The organism is Stenotrophomonas sp. T8 (assembly GCF_051853085.1).
Taxonomy (GTDB): Bacteria; Pseudomonadota; Gammaproteobacteria; order Xanthomonadales; family Xanthomonadaceae; genus Stenotrophomonas; species Stenotrophomonas sepilia.
Genome location: NZ_CP195329.1, coordinates 3,869,553 through 3,890,959, shown reverse-complemented (window position 1 = coordinate 3,890,959; position 21,407 = coordinate 3,869,553). Strand labels below are relative to the sequence as shown.

At 68.8% G+C, this 21,407-nt stretch carries 17 protein-coding genes; 5 read left to right on the top strand and 12 right to left on the bottom strand.

Annotated features, from left to right (window positions below; genetic code table 11):
- Nucleotides 1-22 precede the first annotated feature (22 nt).
- The 10 genes from ACSDHM_RS18030 to baeS all read right to left on the bottom strand — a co-directional run bounded on the left by ACSDHM_RS18030 (nt 23) and on the right by baeS (nt 10,591).
- The gene (locus ACSDHM_RS18030) at nt 23-1,321 is read right to left on the bottom strand and encodes a DUF58 domain-containing protein (RefSeq protein WP_072168021.1); all 1,299 of its coding nucleotides are present in this window, start codon (nt 1,319-1,321) and stop codon (nt 23-25) included.
- Nucleotides 1,318-2,304, bottom strand: a complete 987-nt coding sequence (locus ACSDHM_RS18025) for an AAA family ATPase (RefSeq protein WP_072168020.1) — start codon at nt 2,302-2,304, stop codon at nt 1,318-1,320. The genes ACSDHM_RS18030 and ACSDHM_RS18025 overlap by 4 nt, the downstream gene beginning before the upstream one ends.
- The gene (locus ACSDHM_RS18020) at nt 2,301-3,485 is read right to left on the bottom strand and encodes a DUF4350 domain-containing protein (protein WP_072168019.1); all 1,185 of its coding nucleotides are present in this window, start codon (nt 3,483-3,485) and stop codon (nt 2,301-2,303) included. Before ACSDHM_RS18020 ends, ACSDHM_RS18025 begins: the two co-directional genes overlap by 4 nt.
- A complete protein-coding gene (locus ACSDHM_RS18015) occupies nt 3,482-5,098 on the bottom strand; it encodes a DUF4129 domain-containing protein (protein ID WP_439426471.1) in 1,617 nt (538 codons plus the stop codon). The genes ACSDHM_RS18020 and ACSDHM_RS18015 overlap by 4 nt, the downstream gene beginning before the upstream one ends.
- On the bottom strand, nt 5,088-6,080 hold the full coding sequence (locus tag ACSDHM_RS18010) for a stage II sporulation protein M (RefSeq protein ID WP_439426470.1): 993 nt from the start codon (nt 6,078-6,080) through the stop codon (nt 5,088-5,090). Before ACSDHM_RS18010 ends, ACSDHM_RS18015 begins: the two co-directional genes overlap by 11 nt.
- The gene (locus tag ACSDHM_RS18005; RefSeq protein ID WP_072168016.1) at nt 6,077-6,766 is read right to left on the bottom strand and encodes an RDD family protein; all 690 of its coding nucleotides are present in this window, start codon (nt 6,764-6,766) and stop codon (nt 6,077-6,079) included. The genes ACSDHM_RS18010 and ACSDHM_RS18005 overlap by 4 nt, the downstream gene beginning before the upstream one ends.
- A 123-nt stretch (nt 6,767-6,889) precedes the next feature.
- Nucleotides 6,890-7,420, bottom strand: coding sequence for a gamma carbonic anhydrase family protein (locus ACSDHM_RS18000; protein ID WP_061479018.1), 531 nt, complete (start codon nt 7,418-7,420; stop codon nt 6,890-6,892).
- 140 nt (nt 7,421-7,560) lie between these two features.
- On the bottom strand, nt 7,561-8,382 hold the full coding sequence (locus tag ACSDHM_RS17995; RefSeq protein WP_072168015.1) for a nucleotidyltransferase domain-containing protein: 822 nt from the start codon (nt 8,380-8,382) through the stop codon (nt 7,561-7,563).
- 131 nt (nt 8,383-8,513) lie between these two features.
- Complete coding sequence (locus ACSDHM_RS17990; RefSeq protein WP_072168014.1) at nt 8,514-9,203, bottom strand: response regulator; 690 nt, start codon at nt 9,201-9,203, stop codon at nt 8,514-8,516.
- Nucleotides 9,200-10,591 carry a sensor histidine kinase efflux regulator BaeS gene (gene baeS / locus ACSDHM_RS17985; protein WP_438914872.1) on the bottom strand — a complete coding sequence of 464 codons (1,392 nt, stop codon included), beginning with the start codon at nt 10,589-10,591 and terminating at the stop codon, nt 9,200-9,202. The genes ACSDHM_RS17990 and baeS overlap by 4 nt, the downstream gene beginning before the upstream one ends.
- 128 nt (nt 10,592-10,719) lie before the next feature.
- On the opposite strand from baeS, the gene smeA reads away from it, so the two are divergent.
- The 3 genes from smeA to smeC are packed head-to-tail and all read left to right on the top strand — an operon-like array spanning nt 10,720 to nt 16,490.
- The gene (gene smeA / locus ACSDHM_RS17980) at nt 10,720-11,916 is read left to right on the top strand and encodes a multidrug efflux RND transporter periplasmic adaptor subunit SmeA (RefSeq protein ID WP_439426469.1); all 1,197 of its coding nucleotides are present in this window, start codon (nt 10,720-10,722) and stop codon (nt 11,914-11,916) included.
- Between the two features lie 12 nt (nt 11,917-11,928).
- Nucleotides 11,929-15,078, top strand: a complete 3,150-nt coding sequence (smeB, locus tag ACSDHM_RS17975) for a multidrug efflux RND transporter permease subunit SmeB (RefSeq protein WP_439426468.1) — start codon at nt 11,929-11,931, stop codon at nt 15,076-15,078.
- Nucleotides 15,075-16,490: a multidrug efflux transporter outer membrane subunit SmeC gene (gene smeC, locus ACSDHM_RS17970; RefSeq protein ID WP_334271115.1), complete on the top strand. Its 1,416-nt coding sequence runs from the start codon at nt 15,075-15,077 to the stop codon at nt 16,488-16,490. Before smeB ends, smeC begins: the two co-directional genes overlap by 4 nt.
- Before the next feature lie 133 nt (nt 16,491-16,623).
- On the opposite strand, the gene mnmG is transcribed toward smeC, so the two are convergent.
- Together mnmG and ACSDHM_RS17960 are read right to left on the bottom strand one after the other, a co-directional pair.
- Entirely contained in the window at nt 16,624-18,513 is a 1,890-nt protein-coding gene (gene mnmG / locus ACSDHM_RS17965) for a tRNA uridine-5-carboxymethylaminomethyl(34) synthesis enzyme MnmG (protein ID WP_049439460.1), read from the bottom strand.
- Between the two features lie 585 nt (nt 18,514-19,098).
- Nucleotides 19,099-19,593, bottom strand: a complete 495-nt coding sequence (locus tag ACSDHM_RS17960) for a hypothetical protein (RefSeq protein ID WP_151355206.1) — start codon at nt 19,591-19,593, stop codon at nt 19,099-19,101.
- Nucleotides 19,594-19,754: 161 nt separating this feature from the next.
- Between ACSDHM_RS17960 and ACSDHM_RS17955 the strand changes: the two genes are divergently transcribed.
- The gene (locus tag ACSDHM_RS17955) at nt 19,755-20,717 is read left to right on the top strand and encodes a pyridoxal-phosphate dependent enzyme (protein ID WP_088497029.1); all 963 of its coding nucleotides are present in this window, start codon (nt 19,755-19,757) and stop codon (nt 20,715-20,717) included.
- Nucleotides 20,702-21,346, top strand: coding sequence for a YdcF family protein (locus tag ACSDHM_RS17950; RefSeq protein ID WP_072168071.1), 645 nt, complete (start codon nt 20,702-20,704; stop codon nt 21,344-21,346). The genes ACSDHM_RS17955 and ACSDHM_RS17950 overlap by 16 nt, the downstream gene beginning before the upstream one ends.
- Nucleotides 21,347-21,407 lie beyond the last annotated feature (61 nt).

The following is a 21,407-nucleotide window of genomic DNA, read 5'->3' as shown; positions in this document are numbered from 1 at the left end:
TAGAGCCGAGCCCGCGCTCGGCTCAGAGCCGCCCTTCGCGCTTCACCGCCAGGTAGCGCTCCACCAGCGCGCCGGGCAGGGCGTCGGCGGTGACGTCCAGCACCATCACCTTCTCGCTGCGCAGCGCTTCGTGCGCCTTCGCGCGCTGCTGCAGGTACAGCGCGGCGGCACCGGCCTGGGTGGCGTCTTCCAGTGTCTGCACTTCGCCCTCCAGCACGCCGTCCAGCTCGCGCTCGCGCAGGCTGGCCACGCACACCAGGTGGCGCCGCTGCAGCAGGCGCACCGCCGCCAGCAGGTCTTCGATGTCCTCGTCGCGCACGTTGCTGACCAGCATCACCAGTGCTCGCCGGCGCTGGCGCAGCGACACCTCGGTGGCAGCGGCCAGGTAATCGGTGGCCACCGCGCGTGGCTGCAGGTCGTAGCTTGCGCGCAGCAGGTGCTCGACCGTGCCCATGCCGCGCTGCGGCGCGACCCAGCGGCGTTCGCCACCGGCAGCGAACAGGCCGGCGGCATCGCCCTGGCGCAGCGCCAGGTAGGCCACAACCAGCGAGGCATTCAAGGCATGGTCGAAATGCGAGAGCCCGCCTTCGCTGGCCAGCATGCGCCGGCCACTGTCGAGCATCAGCAGCAACTGCTGGTTCTTCTCGTCCTGGTACTCGCGCGAGATCAGCTTGCGCGCACGCGCGGTGGCCTTCCAGTCCAGCTGGCGCAGGCTGTCGCCGACGCGATACTCGCGCATCTGGTGGAAGTCGGTGCCTTCACCACGGCGGCGCTTCACGTGTGCACCGACCAGCCGCGAGGCCTGGTCGGCACTGAACAACGCAAAGCGCGTGAGCGGGACGAAGTTCGGATAGACCCGCACGTCCAGTACGGGCGGCAGCGTGCGTTGCTGCCACCACAGGCGCCACGGCGAGCGCATGCGCAGGTGCACGCCTTCGAAGCGGAAGTGCCCGCGCTGCAGCGGCTGCAGGTGATAGTGCAGCGTGGAGGCGCTACCGGCCCGCAGGCGCACGCGCTGTGGCAGCGATTCCAGCGGCCAGCCGCCGGGGACCAGGTCGAACACCTGCACCGTCATCGCTTGCTCGGCCTGCAGCCGCAGCGCCGCCTCGCGGCGCACGCCCAGCGCCAGCGCTTCGGGCAGTTCGCGCTGTACCTGAGGCGACGGACGCCGCGATTGCCGCCACAGGTCGAACAGCGCAGGCAACGCGATGGCCGCCGCGGCCAGCGCCCAGCTCCAGCGCGGAAGCAACCCGCCCAGCACCAGGCCGCCCAGGGCGGCCCAGGCCAGCAGCAGCGCCAGCAGCAGCGGGGCAGGCCTCATCGGCGCGGTGCTTCCACCTTGGCCAACAGTGCGCCCAGCACGTCGTCGGCGTCCTGGCCTTCGATCTGCAGCTCCGGGGCCAGTGCAATGCGGTGGCGCAGCGCCGGGCGTGCGATGTCGCGCACGTCGTCGGGCGTGACGAAGTCACGGCCGGCCAGCACCGCCTGCGCACGCGAGGCACGCACCAGCGCGATGCTGCCGCGTGGGCCGGCGCCGACCGCGACGCCCGGCCACTGCCGGGTCGCCGCCACAATCCGCACCGCGTAGTCGATCACTTCGTCATCGACGGTGATCGCCGCGGTCGCACGTTGCAGTTCCAGCAGCTCGCCAGCCCCCAGTACACGCGGCACCTGGCTCAGGTCGAAGTCGCTGGCGGCACGGCCACTGGTGATCGCGGTCACCATGCGCTTCTCGTCCTCCAGTTGCGGGTAGTCGATCAGCACCTTCAGCAGGAAGCGGTCCAGCTGTGCCTCTGGCAGCGGGTAGGTGCCTTCCTGCTCCAGCGGGTTCTGCGTGGCCAGCGCCATGAACGGCGGCGCCAGGGTGAACGCCTTGCCTTCGATGGTCACCTGGCCTTCCTGCATCACTTCCAGCAGTGCCGACTGGGTCTTGGCCGGCGCACGGTTGATCTCGTCGGCCAACAGCAGGTTGGTGAACACCGGGCCACGGCGGATCCTGAAGCTCTCGCTCTTCGGGTCGTACACCGCATGGCCACTGACGTCGCTGGGCATCAGGTCGGGGGTGAACTGCACGCGGCCATAATCCAGCTCCAGCGCCTGCGCGAGTGCCCGCACCAGCAGGGTCTTGCCCAGCCCGGGCACGCCCTCGATCAGCACGTGGCCACCGGCCAGCAGCGCCACCAGGATCTGGTCCAGTACATCGGCCTGGCCAATGAAGGCGTGGCCGACGGCATCGCGGATGGCATCGACGCGTTCGATCAGGCGGGCGTTGGCGGCCGCCGGCAGCTCGGGGACTTCGGTCATAGCAGGGATCTCATCTGGAGCAGCAAGCGGATGCGCTCGCGCAGGGCGGAGGAATCGTGCGGCGGAGGGGGCGTGAGCGCGCTGGCAACGCGGTCTTGCGGCCACTTCAGCAGTTCGGCGATGGCCTGTTCGCGGGGGGCGCCCTCCAGTGCTGCAGCCACCGGTGCGCGCAGGCGCAGGCGATGCAGGAACAGGGCGAGCACGGCGTGGTACAGGCGCGCGCCGTGGCCGAAGCGCAGCAGCAGCTCGCCGCTGGCCCGCACGTGTTCCAGCAGCGAGCGGCGTTCCAGCACCGGCGACGGCAGGCGGCTGCCGAAGCGTTGCGAACGGCCCCACAGCCAGCCCAGCAGGGCCAGCAGCAGCGGCGCCCACACCGGCCAGCCCTGGTAGAACAGGCGCGCCCACAGCGACGGCGGGCGGCTGGCGTAGACCAGCCAGAAAGTACCCTTGCCGTAGTTCGGATCGAGCAGATAACGGGTCAGGTCGCGGTGCGAGAGATCGTGCAGGCCGTCGCTGGCCTTGCCCGCAGCCGACGCCAGGCGTGCTGCCGGCGAATCCACCTCGCCGCGCATGAACTCCATGTCGGCCAGCACGCTCACCTTGCCCTGCCCGTGGCGCAGTCGCGCGAACACCAGGTTGCGCTCGTTGCCCCAACGCCGTTCGGCTTGTGTACGGGCGGCAAAGCCCAGCGTGAAGCGGCGACCACCGCAGAACTCCACATGGCTGGGATCGTCGATGACGTGGAACGGCTGGCAGTCGCTCTGCTGGTACAGGCTGTCCACGCCGAGCTGGTCCAGCAGCGGTCCCTGCGTACTGCTGGCGTCGTCCTCTGCGGGTGGCGGCGTACGAACCAGCAGATGGCCACCACCATCGACCCAGGCCAGCAGGGCCCTGGCCGCCGGTGCCGGCAGTTCGCTGCTGTCCTGCAGCAGCACCACCGTATCGCGCGGACCCAGCGCCATCTGCTGCAGGTCCAGCCGCGGCCGCGAGTGCACGTCGATGCCATCGGCGCGCAGTGCCTGGCCAAGCACGTACAGCGGGTTGTAGCCAGCTTCGCCCTGCGGCGGCAGCTGCACGGTCTCGGTCACCCGCTCATGCGTGCGCAGAAAGAGGATCGTCAGCGGTACGCCGAGCAGCACCAGCCCGCCCAGCAACAGCGACCAGAACAGGCGCGGGCTCATGCCAGCCACCGGTATTGCTGGCGCAGCGTGTCGGCCAGTGCATCGAAATCGGCGCGGCTGGGCAGGCGGCCACCGTAGGCGGCGTACTGCCACATGCGCACGATGCGCGCGAACAGGTCACGGTCGGTGGCATCGGGCATGCGCCGCGACGCGCGCAGGCATTGCGCTTCGGTGGCACCGGGCGGAAGCGCGATGCCGCTGCGCTCGCCCACGGTGCGTACGCTGGCGCGGTACAGCAGGGCCAGCGCCTGACGTGGCCGGCCCTGGTCCCACAGCAGGCCGGCCTGGGTGGCCACGTCCGGCGGCAGCACGACCGGCAACTCCACCTGTTCCACCACTACCTGTGGTGCAGCCTCGGCCTTGCGCCGGCCACTGCCGCGCAGCCACGGCAGCCACAGACGGGCGGTCAACAACAGCACCAGCAGCAGGACGCCCAGCAGGCCCCACAGGCCCCACTCGGCCAGGCGCGCCAGCCAGGCAATGCCGGCCTTGCGGTTGCTGCGCTCGCCCTTGCTGCTGCCGTCGCTCTGCAGCGTCTTGTCTTCCTTCTTTTTTTCCTCGGCCTGTTCGATCGGCTTCCAGCGCGTGACCTGGCGGGTCGGGCGCTGCAGCGGATCCTCATAGGCGCGGTTCACCGCCTGGCGGAAACCGGCGGTGTCCACCGGCGCCGCACCGAAGATCATCGTCGGCGTATTGGCCGGATCGTTGGCCGCAGTGGCGGGTTCTTCCGCACGGTCCTCGTCCTCTTCGGCACCGTCGGCCTGCTCAGCGACTGTCTGCGCGTCCTGCGCATGCACTGGCGCGGAGGCCAGCGGCAGGGCAAGGCACAGCAGCAGCGCCAGCGTCGATGCTGCCGGCAGCAGCCGCTCGCGCAGGCGGCGCAGGGCGATCTCCACATCCCACGCTTCCATCTGCGTACGCCGGTTCAAGTACAGGCCGAAGCCGGCGCCGACATAGAACGGTCCGATCAGCACCGATGCCAGCCAGCACGCCAGGTTGAAGCCCAGCTGCGCCCAGGCAGGCGTGTCCTGGCCGATCATGTCCCATGCGGCACGCCATGATTCGGACATCAGCTCCAGTGGCATGAACATGAACACCGCGCCGATCGCGCCGGACACCAGCACGCCTTCAAAGGCCATGCAGGTCACGGTCAGCACGACGGCGGCGCCCGCGGCACCGGCCGCCACGGCGCGGCGGCGTGCACCGCGCTGGGCCGGCGCGTTGCCTTCCAGCAGGTTCACCGGCAGGCACAGGCTGCGCAGCACGCTGAAGCGGCGCCAGCCCAGGTAGCCCCAGAAGCCTGCATTGCCCCAGCTGCGCTGCGCGCGCAGCGCTGCCAGCGCGCCCACCGGCTCACCGAAGATGCCGCGCGACAGCACGTACAGCGGTGCGCGCTCGAACAGCGGCTTGCACCACCACATCGCCAGCCAGGCCCAGCCGAACGCATCCAGCCACCAGCCCAACGCGTTGAAGATCACGAACAGCGGCGCACTGGCCAGCAGCCAGCTGCCCCATACCGCACGTGCGTGGCGGCGCGACAGGGCGCTGCCCAGCTCCATTGCTTCCCAGCCACTGCGCGCGCGCAGCGCCACGTCCAGGCGGTCAATGCGCATTGCCGCCTCCGCGCCCGCCGCGCCACAGCCACAGCAGCACGCCGGCCCACAGCACGCCGGCCACGCTGAACTTGCCCCACGCCGGCACTTCGGCAATCGACGACCAGAACGCTTCGATGAACGCGGCCACCAGCAGCATGAACGCCACGCCCAGGCACAGCCGGGCCCCGATGCGGCCGCCTTCGACCAGGGCATCCAGGCGGCAGCGCCGGCCGGGGGCCAGCAGTTTCATGCCCAGCTGCAGGCCGGCACCGCCGGCGATCACGATCGCGGTCAGCTCGAACGCACCATGGCCTGCGACGAAGCGCCAGAACGGATCGCCATGGCCGATGTGCTGCAGGTGGCCGGCCACTGAACCGATGATCACGCCGTTGAACAGCAGCACCAGCAGCGTGCCCAGGCCGGCCAGCAGGCCACTGGCGAAGGTACGCAGGGCGATGCTGATGTTGTTCAGGATGTAGTGGCCGAACATCATCCAGTCCGTGCCGCTGTCACGCCCGAGGCGTTCGGCCGCTGGATCGTACATGCGCTCCATCTCGGCGATCTGGCGGTTGTCCATCACCATGTGGATCAGGTCCGGGTAGAGCTGCGCCAGCACGAAGCATGCCACCGCCGGCAGCGCGAACATCGCCAGTGCCACCCACATGCTGCGCGCCTGGCTGCGCACCAGCAGCGGGAAGTCGGCCACCAGGAATTCCAGTGCACCGCGCCAGCGCGTCGGCGGCGTGCGGTACAGCACACTGTGGCCCTGCTGCATCAACTGCTGCAGGCGCTGCACCAGCTGCGGGCTGTAGCCGCGCTCGCGGGCCAGTGCCAGCTGCTGGCATAGGCGCCGGTAGCGCTGCGGGAAGGCGGCGTCGTCCACTGCCAGCGCACTGGCCTTGCGCCGCGTGCGGCGCGCAGCACCAGCACGCAGCAGCAGCCAGTGTTCCAGGTCCTGCCATTCCTGCTGGTAGCGGGCGACGAACTGTTCCTGCTTCATCGCCGCCCCAACAGCCAGTTGGCCATGGCATACAGGCGCAGTACGCCGACCTGGCCGTGGGTGCCGGTCAGCGGTTCGGCGATGCCGGCCAGTTCCTGCTGGCGGGCCGCCGACAGCCGTGGCGCGCGCTCGGCGAAGGCCATCAGCGCGGCCTGCTCTTCCGGTCGCAGCGGCTGCGGCGGGGCCAGCACGCTGTCGATGGTGGGCGGAGGCGGCAGGTACAGCGCGGGCGCATGCACCACCACGGTGCCGGCCACCAGATCGCCCAGGCGACGGCCATGGGGATCGAACAGGCTGCTGATCAGGCCCAGTGCATAGCCGAACGGCAGCATGTCCACGGTGCGCAGCAGGTTGCGGGTGATGGCAGCCATCCAGCCTACCGGCGCGCCATCGCGCGCAAGCACGCGCAGGCCCAGCGCGCGCTTGCCGAGGGTACGGCCCCACAGCGCTTCGCAGACGATCGGGTAGGCCCAGTACACCAGGAACATCAGCACCAGGCCGAGCCCGGAGCCGAACGAATCCAGCAGTGCCAGTGGAATCGACATCACCACCAGCACCGCGATGCGCACGCCCAGATCCACCAGCCACGCCATCGCCCGTGGCACCGGGCCGGCTGCCGGCAGCTGCAGCGGCACACCCTCCGGCGTCACCACCTCGCGGTAGGTATCGAGCATCGGTGCGGCCATCAGTGCGATAGCCTTCGTTGTGGGCGCCGGAGTCCTCTCCGGCAGGCAGCCACAGGCATGGGGGTCTCGACAGGTCCTGGTCGGGCCCAGACTTTAGCAGAGCCGCATGGCGGCGTTGGCTGCTCAGCCCAGGTATTCGTCCTTCAGCCGCACGTAGTGGTCGGCCGAGTAGTGCAGCGACTCGATCTCCTTGTCGCTCAGCGTGCGCGCCGGGCGGGCCGGATTGCCCACCCACAGCTCGCCTTCGCCGACCACCTTGCCCGGGCCGACCACCGCACCGGCGCCGACGAAGCCATGGCGCTCGACGCGCGCACCGTCGAGGATGCAGGCGCCCATGCCGATCAGGCTGTAGTCGCCGATCGTGCAGGCATGGATGATGCAGCCGTGGCCGACGGTCACGCCTTCGCCGATCAGGGTCGGGTAGCCGGCCTTGTTGTAGGGGCTGTGGTGGCTGACGTGGATGATGGTGCCATCCTGCACGTTGGTGCGCGCGCCGATGCGCACGTGATTGACATCACCGCGGATGACCGTGCCCGGCCACACCGATACGTCCTCGGCCAGCTCCACGTCACCGATGACGGTGCAGGCAGGATCGATGTACACGCGCTCGCCGAGGACGGGCATCTTGTCGCGGAAGGGGCGCAGCGGGTTCATCGGTGTCTCCGGAAATCAGGGCGTTCGCGACGATGATACCCGTGTGGTAGTGCCGGCCGCTGGCCGGCAACCACGGAAATCCAGGCGTGCCGCGCGGTTGCCGGCCAGCGGCCGGCACGACCGGAAGCAGCTGCGGCTCTTCATGCCGGCGCGTGCCTGGCCAGCACCTGCCGGAACAGCTCATCCAGCCACGCCGCATCACCGCGTCCAACGGGCAGCTGTGGCGCCTGCGCAGTCCGGGTGGCCAGCTCACGATCGATGAAATCGCTGATCGCCGCGATGCGTGGTCCGGCATTGACCTCGGCACTGGCGCGTTTCACTACCAGCAGGGCATCGATGGCGTCACGCACCGGGCCATGCGGCAGCAGTCGATCCAGCAGATCCTCGAAGGCCATCGGCGGAGGTGTCTGCTCGTGCTCGATCCACTGGCAGGCCAGCAGTGGGCGCAGCACGTACAGGTACTTCTTGGTGCGTACCATCTCGCCACGCAGGTACCCGCGATGGTTCGAGCGTGCCATGCTGAAGTAGTGCCACCACGTGCCCAGCGGCGAATAGAAGGACTTTGCGGCCTCCCACAGCTGCGCCACGGCGGCGTCGTCCTGCCGGTACACGATCGGCGAACGCAGCCATTCGATCAGTGTCGGATTGGATTTTGAGACCAGCCGCAGTGCCTTGCGCAGGTCCCAGCCGCTGACGTCGAGCTCATCGTCGATCGGCAGTTCGATCACATCGCGCTGCGCTTCGCCGGGACCGGTGCTCTCGTTGACGCTGAGATACCACGGCTGGCGATGCACGTAGATGAAGCGTGCGTCGTAGTCGCTGTCCGGGGAGGAAAAGCCCCAGCCACGGCTACCCGACTCGCAGGCCAGCAGCACGCGTACGTCGTAGCGCTGTTCGATGTCGGCCAGGGTGGAAAGGATGGCGGCGCGCTTGTCCGGCGCGATCGGATGAATGTCGTCCATGCAGTCGTGTTCGTAATGTCGAGCGTGCTCGACTGTAACGCAGGTGCGCACGGGTAGTGCCGGCCGCTGCCTGGCAACCACGGAAATCCAGGCGTGCCACGAGGCTGCCGGCCAGCGGCCGGCACTACCGGCTAGGGTTCGTAGCTGTAGCCCATGCCATACACCGAACGGATCGGTTCGCCTTCCATGCCGGCGTCGGCCAGCTTGCGGCGCAGGTTGCGCACGTGGCTGTCGACGGTGCGGTCGACCACCACGCGATGGTCCAGATAGAGGCGGTCGAGCAGCTCGTCGCGCGCCCAGATCCGGCCCGGCGTGGCCAGCAGCGTGCGCAGCAGGCGGTATTCGACCGGGGTCAGGTCCAGGCCCTTGCCGTTCCAGGTGGCGCGGGCTGCCGGTTCGTCGATATGCAGCCCGCTGTTGGCCCGCGCAGCGGGGTCCGGGCGGTAGCGACGCAGCACCGCCATCACCCGTGCGACCACTTCGCGAGGACTGAACGGCTTGCAGATGTAGTCGTCGGCACCGACTTCCAGGCCCAGCAGGCGGTCGATCTCTTCCACCCGTGCGGTGACCATGATCACCGGCACATCGCTGCTGGCGCGCAGTTCGCGGCACAGGTCCACGCCATCGCGCTGCGGCAGCATCAGGTCCAGCAGCACCAGGTCGGGCTGGTAGCGCGCGAATGCGTCGATCACCTGGCCGCCATCGTCCACCCATTCGCTGGTCATCCCGGCGGCGGCCAGGTAGTCGCGCAGCACCGAGGCCAGGCGTGGCTCATCCTCGACGATCAGGATCTTCGCGGACGCGGCGGGGGACGGGCTCATGCAGGCTCCGGCAGGGTGATGACCACGCGCAGCCCGCCCAGCGACGAGGGCTCGGCGTGGATGAGGCCGTGGTGGGCGAGGATGATGTTGTGGCTGATGGCCAGGCCCAGCCCGCTGCCGCCGCTGGCCCGGTTGCGCGAGCTCTCCACCCGGTAGAAGCGCTCGAACAGCAGCGCGCACTTGTCGGCCGGCACGCCTGGCGCGGTGTCTTCCACGATCAGCTGCACACCGGCAGGCGCGCGCGCTGCCTGCACGCGTACGCGGCCCCCGGCGTGGGTGTAGCGCAATGCGTTCTCCAGCAGATTGGCCAGCACCTGCTGCAGGCGCCGTTCGTCACCGGATACCTGCAGCGGTGTGGCGGGCAGGTCCTCCTCCAGTGCCAGCCCCGCCGTGGAGAAGCGCACGCGCATGCCATTGAGCTCGCTGCGCAGCAGCGCCGCCAGGTCCAGCGGCGCGAAGCGGTAGGCCAGGCCGCCGGACTGGGTCATCGACAGGTCGTGCAGGTCGTCGATCAACTTGCCCAGTTGGCGGATCTCGCCCTGCAGGGCACCGAGGTTGGCGCGGTCCAGCGGGCGGATGCCGTCCTCGATGGCTTCCAGTTCGGCACGAACCACCGCCAGCGGCGTGCGCAGTTCGTGCGAGATGTCGGCGATGAAGGCACGGCGGTTGCGCTCGGTGTCGTCCAGCGCCTGCGCCATCCGGTTGAAGTCGTTGACCAGTGCATCCAGCTCGTCATCGCTGGTGCGCTCGATGCGGGTGGCGTAGTCACCGGCGGCGAGCCGGTGGGTGGCCGCCGCCAGTTTGGCCAGGCGCTGGCGCAGCGCGCGCGATACCAGCCAGGCCAGCAGTACCGTCACCAGCAGCAGCGCGATGCCGATCACCCACCACGCGCGCATCTGGGTGTTGTAGAAGTTCAGGTCGTTGGTGGCGATGACGGTCTGGAACGGCACCATGCCCAGCCAGCCGACCGTGTGCCCGTCCACCTGCACGGCGTGCGGCTCGTCGTCGCTGGTGGCGTCCGGGTTGCCGGCCACGAACCGATGCTGTGCATCGAACAGGCCCAGGCGGGAGGGAACGCCGGTCTGGTCGGACAGCGGTGGCACGGGCCCCTCGTGCCCATGGGCCAGATCCGGGCGCAGCAGCCGCGCCCAGCGGTCACTGTCGCCGCGCAGATGCTCCCAGCCGCCGTGTGCGCTGTACTCGCGCTGCAGGTGCGGCATCACGCGCTGCATGCGCAGATCGCCCTGGTCATTGAGGTAGTCCAGGAAGCCGGTCTGGAACGCCACTCGGCTGGCAATGCCGTTCACTGCCAGCACCAGCAGGCAGGCGGTGAAGATCGCGAGGAAGGTCTTCGCGGTCAGGCCGAATTTGAGTCGAATCTTCGCCATCGCGTGGCCATTAGCGGCGCATGCGGCGCCGAAAGCAAGCGCCCGCTGAGCCGGTCGCACAATCTCCATATTCTCTGCACAGTTCCACGGCAGCGTGCACGGGTCAACGCAAGGCCCCCACACCTCCCATGTCACTCCTGCGCCCGCTGTCCCGTTCTCCCCGTCCGCTGTTGCTGCCCCTGCTGCTGGCCCTGGCGGCCTGCTCGGCGGGCAGGGCCGAGGCCCCGGCCACCCCTGAAGTGGGCGTCATCACTGCCAGCGCACAGCCGCTGGCCCTGCAGCAGACCCTGCCCGGTCGCGCCGTACCGTTCGAGGTGTCCGAGGTGCGCCCGCAGGTCGGTGGGTTGATCCGCCAGCGGTTGTTCACCGAAGGCCAGCAGGTCAAGGCCGGCCAGCTGCTTTACCAGATCGATCCGGCGCCCTACCAGGCCGCCTTCGATACCGCGCGTGGCCAGCTGGCGCAGGCCGAGGCCACTGTGTTGTCGGCGCAGCCGAAGGCCGAGCGCACCCGCACGCTGCTGGGCATGGATGCGGCGAGCAAGCAGGACGCCGACGACGCTACCTCGGCGCTGAAGCAGGCCCAGGCCAATGTGATCGCCGCGCGCGCCGCATTGCAGGCCGCGCGCATCAACCTTGACTACACCCGGGTGACTGCACCGATCGCGGGCCGCATCGGCACCTCCAGCGTTACCGCCGGCGCGCTGGTTACCGCCGGCCAGGACGCGGCGCTGGCAACCATCCAGCGGTTGGACCCGGTGTACCTGGATGTCACCCAGTCCAGCACGCAGATGCTGGCGCTGCGCAGGCAGCTCGATGCCGGCCTGGTGAAAGCCATCGACGGCAAGGCACAGGTGAAGGTGCTGCTGGAGGACGGCAGCACGTATGCGCATGAAGGCACCCTGGAGTTCGTCGGCAGCGCAGTCGACCCGGGCACCGGCAACGTGGTGCTGCGCGCGGTCATTCCGAACCCGGAGGGCCTGCTGCTGCCGGGCATGTACCTGAAGGCGGTGCTGCCGATGGCCACCGATGCGCGCGCCCTGCTGGTGCCGCAGAAGGCGGTGCTGCGCAATGAACGTGGCGAGCCGTTGCTGCGCCTGCTCGACGCAAAGGATCGCGTGGTCGAGCGCCGGGTCAGCACCGGCCAGGTAGTGGGCAACCAGTGGCAGATCACGCAGGGGCTGAAGGCTGGCGAACGGGTGATCGTCAGCAACGGCAGCGCGGTAGCGCTTGGCCAGCAGGTGCAGGCGGTGGCGGCCACCACCGCGCAGCTGGCCGCAATGCCGGCGATCGACCCGACCGGCAACACCGACGAAACGTCGCACTGAGGCCTGCCGCGCATGGTTCGTTTCTTCATCGACCGGCCGATCTTCGCCTGGGTGATCGCCATCGCGGTCAGCCTGCTCGGCCTGCTCGCGATCCTGATCCTGCCGGTGGACCGCTACCCGCAGATCGCCCCACCCACCATCACCATCCGCGCCACCTACACCGGTGCCTCGTCGCAGACCGTGGAAAACGCGGTGACCCAGGTCATCGAGCAGTCCCAGCAGAGCCTGGACCACCTGATGTACATGACCTCCACCAGCGCCTCCGATGGTTCGGCGCAGGTCAACCTGGTGTTTGCCACCGGCACCAATCCGGACACCGCGCAGGTGCAGGTGCAGAACCAACTGCAGGCGGCGATGGCGACGCTGCCGCAGGCGGTGCAGCAGAACGGCCTGACCATCACCAAGTCCAGTGGTTCGATCTTCGAGGTGCTGTCGTTCACCAGCGAGGACGGCAGCATGGACAACTTCGATGTCGCCAACTTCATGGAAGCGCGCATCGACGACCAGATCAGCCGCGTCAGTGGTGTCGGCAACATCCAGCCGATCGGCCAGGAATACGCCATGCGCATCTGGCTGGACCCGGAGAAGATGCGCCAGTACGCACTGATGCCATCGGACATCGAGACCGCACTGCAGGCGCAGAACACCGACGTTTCGGCCGGTGAGCTGGGTGGCCAGCCGGCGCTGAAGGGCCAGCAGCTGGACGCCACGGTCACCGCGCGCAGCCGCCTGCACACGCCCGAACAGTTCGCGCGGGTGGTGCTGAAAGCCGATGCCAGCGGCAGCGTGGTGCACCTGGGTGACGTGGCGACGATCGGCCTGGGCCCGGAGAGCTACGACAGCATCAGCACCTTCAACGGCAAGCCGTCGGCGTCGCTGGGCATCGAGCTGAATGCGGGTGCCAATGCCATCGCCGTGTCCAAGGCCATCGAGACCCGCCTGCAGCAGTTGCAGAAGCACTGGCCGCACGGCTACACCTACCACGTGGCGTTCACCACCACGCCGTTCGTGACGATCTCGCTGAAGGAAGTGGTGATCACCCTGATCGAGGCGGTCATCCTGGTGGTGCTGGTGATGTACCTGTTCCTGCAGAACTGGCGCGCCACCCTGATCCCGACCATCGCAGTGCCGGTGGTGCTGCTGGGCACCTTCGGCGTGCTGGCCGCGTTCGGTTATTCGATCAACACGCTGACCATGTTCGCGCTGGTATTGGCCATCGGCCTGCTGGTGGACGATGCCATCGTGGTGGTGGAGAACGTGGAGCGGGTGATGACCTTCGAAGGGCTGGCGCCGAAGCCGGCCACGTTGAAGGCGATGGGCCAGATCACCGGCGCGCTGGTGGGCATCGTGCTGGTGCTGACCGCGGTGTTCCTGCCGATGGCGTTCTTCAGCGGTGTCACCGGCGTGATCTATCGCCAGTTCTCGGTGACGATTGCCGCCGCGATGGTCCTGTCGGTGCTGGTGGCGATGACCATCACCCCGGCGCTGTGCGGCAGCATCCTGCACCAGATTCCCAAGGGCGGCCATCCGCATGGCGACCACGGCGGCGAGCCGAGCCTGCTGGGCAAGTGCTTCATCTGGTTCAACCACCGTTTCGAGCGCACGTCCAACGGCCTGCGTCGCCGGGTGGATGGCTTCCTTGGCCGGCGCACGCTGGGCGTACTGTTCTACCTGGCGCTGAGCGTGGCCACCGGCCTGCTGCTGTGGCACCTGCCCGGCGCGTTCCTGCCCGACGAGGACCAGGGCATGCTCAACGCGCTGGTGAAGCTGCCGGCCGGTGCCACCCTGGAGCAGACCCGCGCGGTGATGGATCGCCTGAGTGCCGCCGCGGTGAAGGACGACGGCGTGCTGTCGATCCAGGCCACCGCTGGTTTCAGTGTCACCGGCAGCGGCCAGAACGTCGGCCAGGCCTTCATCCGCCTGAAGGACTGGGATGACCGCAAGGATGACGCCGACACCATTGCCGCGCGGTTGACCGCGGCCACGGCCAGCGTGCCCGATGCGCAGGTGTTCATCACCTCGCCACCGGCCATCCTTGGCCTGGGTGACGCGGGCGGCTTCACCCTGGAACTGCAGGACGAAGGCGGCGCCGGCCATGCCGCCGCCGTGGCCGCGCGCAACACGCTGTTGAAGGAGGCCGCCAGGGATCCGAAGCTGGTCAACGTGCGCTACGCCAGCCTGGAAGACGCGCCGGTGTATGCAGTGAAGGTGGACGACGCCAAGGCGCAGGCGATGGGCGTGAATCCGCAGGACATCAATGACACCTTGAACGCGGCGCTGGGTGGCGACTTCGTCAACAACTTCATCCACAAGGGCCGCATCAAGAAGGTGTTCATCCAGGGCACGGCCGAAGCGCGCATGCAGCCGCAGGACATCGAGCGCTGGAGCGTGCGCAACCAGGCAGGGCAGATGGTGCCGCTGTCGTCGCTGGTCAGCGCGCACTGGTCCAGCGCGCCGGCCGCGCTGCAACGCTACAACGGCATCTCGGCGATGGAGATCACCGGCCAGCCCGCGCCCGGCGTCAGTTCCGGCGAGGCGATGGCCGAGATCGCGCGCCTGGCCGACAAACTGCCGGAAGGCTTCAGCCATGCCTGGTCGGACATGGCCTACCAGGAACAGCTGTCGGGCAATCAGGCGCCAATGCTGTACGCCATCTCGCTGCTGTTCGTGTTCCTGTGCCTGGCCGCGTTGTATGAAAGCTGGGCGGTGCCGTTCGCGGTGATGCTGGCGGTGCCGGTGGGCGTGTTTGGTGCGGTGCTCATGATGAATCTGCGTGGCCTCAACAACGACGTGTACTTCCAGGTCGGCCTGCTGACCACGATTGGCCTGGCGGCCAAGAACGGCATCCTGATCGTCGAGTTCGCGCGCATCCTTGAACAGCAGGGCAGGAGCACCCGCGAGGCGATCCTGCAGGCCGTCTATCTGCGCCTGCGGCCGATCGTGATGACCTCGCTGGCGTTCCTGATGGGCGTGCTGCCGCTGGTGTTCGCCACCGGCGCCGGCTCGGCCGCGCGCCGCTCGCTGGGTACCGGCGTGGCCGGCGGCACGGTCGCCTCGATGGTGCTGGGCATGTTCTTCGTGCCGTTGTTCTACCTGCTCGTGCGCCGCCTGTTCCCGGGCCGCGCGCCGGCCCACGCCGCTGCCCCGGAGGCAAGCCCATGAAGCCGATGCTGCTGCGCGCCCTGGCGGCCGCAATGATCACCACGGTGCTGGGTGGTTGCGTGAGCATGGCGCCGCATTACCAGCGGCCCGAGGCACCGGTGCCGGCACAATTCGGCAATGCCGCCACGGGCGAGGCCGAGCCAGCACTGGCGGTGCCAGCCTGGCGCGAAGTCTTCCTTGAGCCACGCCTGCAGCAGGTGATCGCGCTGGCGCTGCAGAACAACCGCGACCTGCGCGTGGCCGTGCTGCAGGTGGAGAAGGAGCGGGCGCAGTACCGCATCCAGCGCGCGGCGCTGCTGCCGTCGGTGGATGCCAGCGGCAGTGTCACCCGCTCGCGGGTAAGCGATGCCAACAGCGAGACCGGTGCCACCCAGGTGACTGAATCCGATGCCGTGCAGGTGGGTATCAGCAGTTGGGAACTGGATCTGTTTGGACGCATCCGCAGCCTGAAGAACGAGACCCTGCAGAACTGGCTGGCCAGCGCCGAGAACCAGCGCGCCGCGCGCACCAGCCTGGTGGCCGAAGTGGCCGCGGCGTGGCTGGCGCTGGCAGCGGACGAGCAGTCACTGGCGTTCACCCGGCAGACCCTGGACAGCCAGCAGCAGACCCTGCAGCGCACCGAGGCCCGTCATGCACAGGGGCTGGCCTCGGGGCTGGATGTCTCGCAGGTACAGACCAGCGTCGAAGCCGCGCGCGGTGCGCTGGCCAAGCTGCACACGCAGCAGGCGCAGGATCGCGATGCATTGCAGTTGCTGGTGGGGGCGCCGCTGGATGCGGCCCTGCTGCCAACCGCGCAGGCGCTGGATGGCAGCGTGGCACTGGCGCCGCTGCCGGCCAACCTGCCGTCCAGCGTGCTGCTGCAGCGCCCGGACGTGTTGTCCGCCGAACACGCACTACAGGCGGCCAATGCCGATATCGGTGCCGCGCGCGCCGCATTCTTCCCGACGTTGACCTTGACCGCCAACTACGGCCACAGCTCCACCGCGTTGTCGACGCTGTTCTCGGCCGGCACCCGTGGCTGGTCGTTCGCGCCCAGCATCACCGCGCCGATCTTCCACGCCGGTGCGCTGAAGGCCTCGCAGGATGCCTCGAAGATCGGCAAGGACATCGGCATTGCGCAGTACGAGAAAGCGATCCAGCAGGCCTTCAGTGAAGTAGCCGATGCGCTGGCCACGCGCGATCACCTGACCGTGCAGATGGACGCACAGCGCGCGCTGGTGGCCGCCAGCCAGCGCAGCTACACGCTGGCCGATGCGCGTTACCGCACCGGGCTGGACGGCTATCTGCAGGCACTGGATGCGCAGCGCAGCCTGTTTGCCGCACAGCAGGACCTGATCGCGCTGCAGCAGCAGGAAGCGGGCAACCGGGTGACGTTGTTCAAGGTGCTGGGCGGCGGTGCCGACGCACGGTAGCGCGTTCGCCAAGGTGGGTGCGTGTTCCGCTCCGGTGGGTGCCGACCTTGGTCGGCACACATGCACGGAGTATCGCTATCGGATGATTCGTGCCGGCCGAGGCCGGCACCCACCAGAAGCGGACGGTCCCGCGTTACGCCACGCGGCCGCGGCGCGCGCGCTCCAGGTGCACCAGCAGCAGTGAGATCGCTGCCGGGGTCATGCCCGGAATACGCTGCGCCTGGCCGATGGTCTGCGGGCGCACCCGCTCCAGTTTCTGCAGTGCTTCGGCCGACAGCCCGCGCACGGTCGCATAGTCGAACGCCTCGGCGATCGGCGTGGCCTCATGCCGCTGCTGGCGCTCGATCTCCTCGCGCTGGCGGTCCAGGTAGCCGGCGTACTTCACGCCGATCTCCACCTGCTCGGCCACCTTGGCGTCGGCCACGGCCGGCCCCAGCGATGGCACCTGCATCAGCTGCGCGTAATCCAGCTCGGGGCGCTTGATCAGGTCCAGCACGTTGGTCTCGCGGCTGACCGCCACGCCCAGCGTGTCCTGCACTTCGCGGCCCAGCGCATTGGCCGGGGTCGCCCACAGCGCGCCCAGGCGTGCGCGCTCGGCAGCAACAGCGGCCTGCTTGGTCTCGAATGCACCCCAGCGACGGTCATCCACCAGGCCCATCTCGCGGCCGGTCGGGGTCAGGCGCTGGTCCGCATTGTCCTCGCGCAGCTGCAGGCGGTACTCGGCGCGGCTGGTGAACATGCGGTACGGCTCGTTGGTGCCGTGGGTGATCAGGTCATCCACGAGCACGCCCAGGTAGGCCTCGTCGCGGCGCGGGCACCAGCCGTCCAGCCCACGCACCTGGCGTGCGGCGTTGAGGCCGGCCAGCAGGCCCTGCGCGGCGGCTTCTTCATAGCCGGTGGTGCCGTTGATCTGGCCAGCGAAGAACAGGCCGTTGACCAGCTTGGTCTCCAGAGACGCCTTCAGCCCGCGCGGATCGAAGAAGTCGTACTCGATGGCGTAGCCTGGGCGGGTGATGTGCGCGTTCTCGAAGCCACGGATGCTGCGCACCATCTCCAGCTGCACGTCGAACGGCAGCGAGGTGGAAATGCCGTTGGGGTAGATCTCGACGATGCCCAAGCCTTCGGGTTCGACGAAGATCTGGTGGCTGGCCTTTTCGGCGAAGCGCACCACCTTGTCCTCGATGGACGGGCAGTAGCGCGGGCCGATGCCTTCGATCTGGCCGCTGTACAGCGGCGATCGGTGCAGCGCGTCGCGGATGATCTGGTGGGTCTGCTCGGTGGTGTGGGTGATCCAGCAGCTGACCTGCTGCGGATGCTCGTCCACCGAGCCGAGGAAGGACATCACCGGCCGCGGCGAATCGCCCGGCTGCTCGTCCATCACGCTGTAGTCCAGCGAGCGGCCATCGATGCGCGGCGGCGTGCCGGTCTTCAGGCGGTCCACCTGGAAAGGACGCTCGCGCAGGCGCGCCGCCAGCGTGGTGGCCGGCGGGTCGCCCATGCGGCCGGCGGCGTACTGGGTCGGGCCGACATGGATCTTGCCGGCCAGGAAGGTGCCGGCGGTCAGCACCACGGCCCCGGCGTCGAAGCGCAGGCCGGTCTGGGTAATGACCCCGCGCACGGCGTCGCCTTCAATGACCAGGTCATCGACGGCGGCCTGGAACACGGTCAGGTTGGCCTGGCCTTCGACGATGGCGCGGATCGCCATGCGATACAGGTTGCGGTCGGCCTGGCAGCGGGTGGCGCGCACGGCTGGGCCCTTGGAGGCGTTGAGCGTGCGCCACTGGATGCCGGCGCGGTCGGCGGCATGCGCCATCGCACCGCCCAGGGCGTCGATTTCCTTGACCAGATGGCCCTTGCCGATGCCGCCGATGGCCGGGTTGCAGCTCATCGCGCCCACTGTTTCGATGTTGTGGGTCAGCAGCAGGGTGCGCACGCCGGTACGGGCCGCGGCCAGCGCGGCTTCGGTGCCGGCGTGGCCACCGCCGATGACGATGACGTCGTAACGATGGAAGGACGGGTTCATGGGGCTGTTCAGCTGGGGGCGGGCGCGGCCGGGGCGGCACCGGGGTGGCGATTTTAGCGCCATTCGGGGCTGGGACGTCGGCGCCAGCCGGCTCCCGTCGAAATCAGCCCTAAAGTTGGCAGGATTTTTGCAGATAACCCAATAGCACCCACCGTGGCTGGCGCCGCAGGCGCCCGTGACCGGAATTGGAACAGGGGCCGGTACAGGCGCACGGTGGGGGAGCAGGGGCCGGCAGTCGGGGGACTGCGCGGCCCTGTTTTTTTCTGGAGGCTATCGGGAGAGCTCCATCCACGCATGGCGTGGATCTACTGATGACGGGCCTTGGGTAGATCCACGCATGCGTGGATGCCGTGGCGGCGGCACCAGAACAACGTGCCCCAAAAACAAACGGCCCCGCACTGCGGGGCCGTCTGCCTTCAGAGGTGCCGACATCCGACAGGGCCGGAACAGGGGGGATCCAGATGTTCCTGTCGGATATCGACGTAGAGCTTTTTGCGGCGGCCCGTGTCGTTTTTGTCACTTTGTGACGCGGGCCGTCACTGGCCCCGTAGAGTGCGGCTTGGACCGTGTGAAATGCAATACGGTTCAGCGCTCAACTGTGCGCTGCGTCCCACGATCCATGTTGCGCCAGGGGGAACCGTTCATTCTTGGCGCACTCGGCGCCGGAGCCGGACGGGCCGGCGGCGGGGGCGCAGAGGGCTGGCTGTTCGATTGCGGCGGGCGGCGCATCGAGTCCATGTTCCGCCACGGCGAACCGCCGTTGTACGACGGCCGCGACGGCGGCGGCGGCGGGCGGTTCTCGCCGCCGTTGCCGGGTGGGCGCGGTGGCGGGCGGTGGTTGTGCGGCGGGCGGTAGATCGGGCGCGAGTAGTACGGATTGCCATAGCCGCCGTAGTAGCCGCCATAGCCGCCGTAGTACGGGTAGCCGTAGTTGTAGGGATAGCCGGCGGGGTAGCGGTACTCCACCGACGGCGCACCGTGGTAGTAGCTGCCGCTGCGGCCACCGCCGACATAGTCGTAGGTGGTGCAGCCGGTCAGGGCCAGCATCAGGCCACCGGCAAGCATCAGGCGCGTTTTCATGGTGGGTCCCCCCAGAGGACGGGTTTGTACAGTGAGCTTCATGCGCAGGCGTTGAATCGGCCCTTAACTTCACTGTCCAGGATGAATGGAGGTGAAGGCTGCCATGCTGGCATGACCTGTGCCGGGGTCGCCAGCAGGGAGCCATACGTTAATCTTGCGTCATGAGCGATTCACTGTTGCCCCGTGCCGATGATGTCCTGGCTGCCGCTGCGCGGATCGCGCCGCACGCCAGCGTGACCCCGGTGCTGCGCTCGCGCACGCTGGATGCGCTGGCCGGCGCGCAGCTGGCGTTCAAGGCCGAGCATCTGCAGCGCGGTGGCGCATTCAAGTTCCGCGGCGCCTGCAATGCGGTGTGGTCGCTGGATGCCGATCGCGCCGGCGCCGGCGTGGTCACCCATTCCTCCGGCAACCACGGCGCCGCCCTGGCCCTGGCCGCGCGCACCCGTGGCATTCCCTGCCACGTGGTGGTGCCCGAAGGTGCAGTGGCGGCCAAGCTGGCCAACATCGCCCGCCATGGCGCCACGCTCTGGCGCTGCCCGCCGACCGTCGCTGACCGCGAGGCCAGTTGCGCCAAAGTACAGGCTGATACCGGCGCGACCCTGGTCCATCCTTATGCGGACCCGGCGGTGATGGCCGGGCAGGGCACCGCAGCACTGGAGCTGCTGCATAGCGACGGCCCGTTCGACGTGCTGGTGGTACCGGTGGGCGGCGGTGGCCTGGCCAGCGGTACCGCCCGGGCCCTGCAGCTCGCCAGCCCGCAGACCCGGCTGGTGCTGGCCGAGCCGGCCGGCGCGGACGACACCGCGCGCTCGTTGGCCGCTGGCGAGCGCCAGGGGCCGTTCACCCCGGACACGATCTGCGACGGTCTGCGCACCCTGATCGGCGCGCCCAACTTCGAGCTGCTGCGCGCGGCCAACGCCGAGGTGATCGTGGTCGATGACGCGGCGACGGTGGCGGCGATGCGCTTGCTGTGGGAGGTCCTCAAGCAGGTGGTCGAGCCGTCATCGGCGACCGTGCTCGCCGCGGTGCTGGCGCAGCCGCAGCGTTTTGCCGGCCTGCGCGTGGGCCTGGTGCTGTCCGGCGGCAACGTCGACCTTCCCGCACTGCGCTGGGGCGCGCCGTGAGCCGCGACCGGCACCGGCATCGCACTGGCCTGCTGGGCTGGCTGTGGCGGTTGTTTGTCCTGCTGGTGATCTGGCTGCTGGGCGTGACTGCCTGGATCGTCTGGGTCGGCGAGCGTGACCAGGCGGCCAAGGCCGACGCCATCATCGTGCTCGGTGCGGCGGCCTATGACGCCAAGCCGTCGCCGGTATTCGAAGAACGCATCCGTCATGGGCTGGATCTCTATGAGGCCCGGTTCGCGCCACTGCTGATCTTCACCGGAGGCTATGGTGGTACCGGCGCGCGCTTTTCCGAGTCACAGGTGGCGCGGCGCTATGCGCTCAAGCACGGCGTGCCGGACGATGCGATCCTGATCGAGACTGCCTCGCGCAACACCGTGCAGAACCTGGTGGAAGCCAAGCGGCTGATGGACCAGCGCAACCTGCACCGCGTGATCATCGTCAGCGACCCGCTGCACATGGCGCGCGCGCTGCGCCTGAGCAAGGCGCTGGGCATCGATGCACTGGCCTCGTCCACGCCCAGCACGCGCTTCCGCAGCTTCCACACCAGCTGGCGCTTCCTGGTGCAGGAAATCTACTTCTTCCACCGCGACCTGGTGCGGCCGCCGCTGAGTTCGCCGGCCAATACCTGAGGCGGGAGCCTGATTTGGGCGGCTACCATTCGGTAGTGCCGGCCGCTGGCCGGCAGATGCC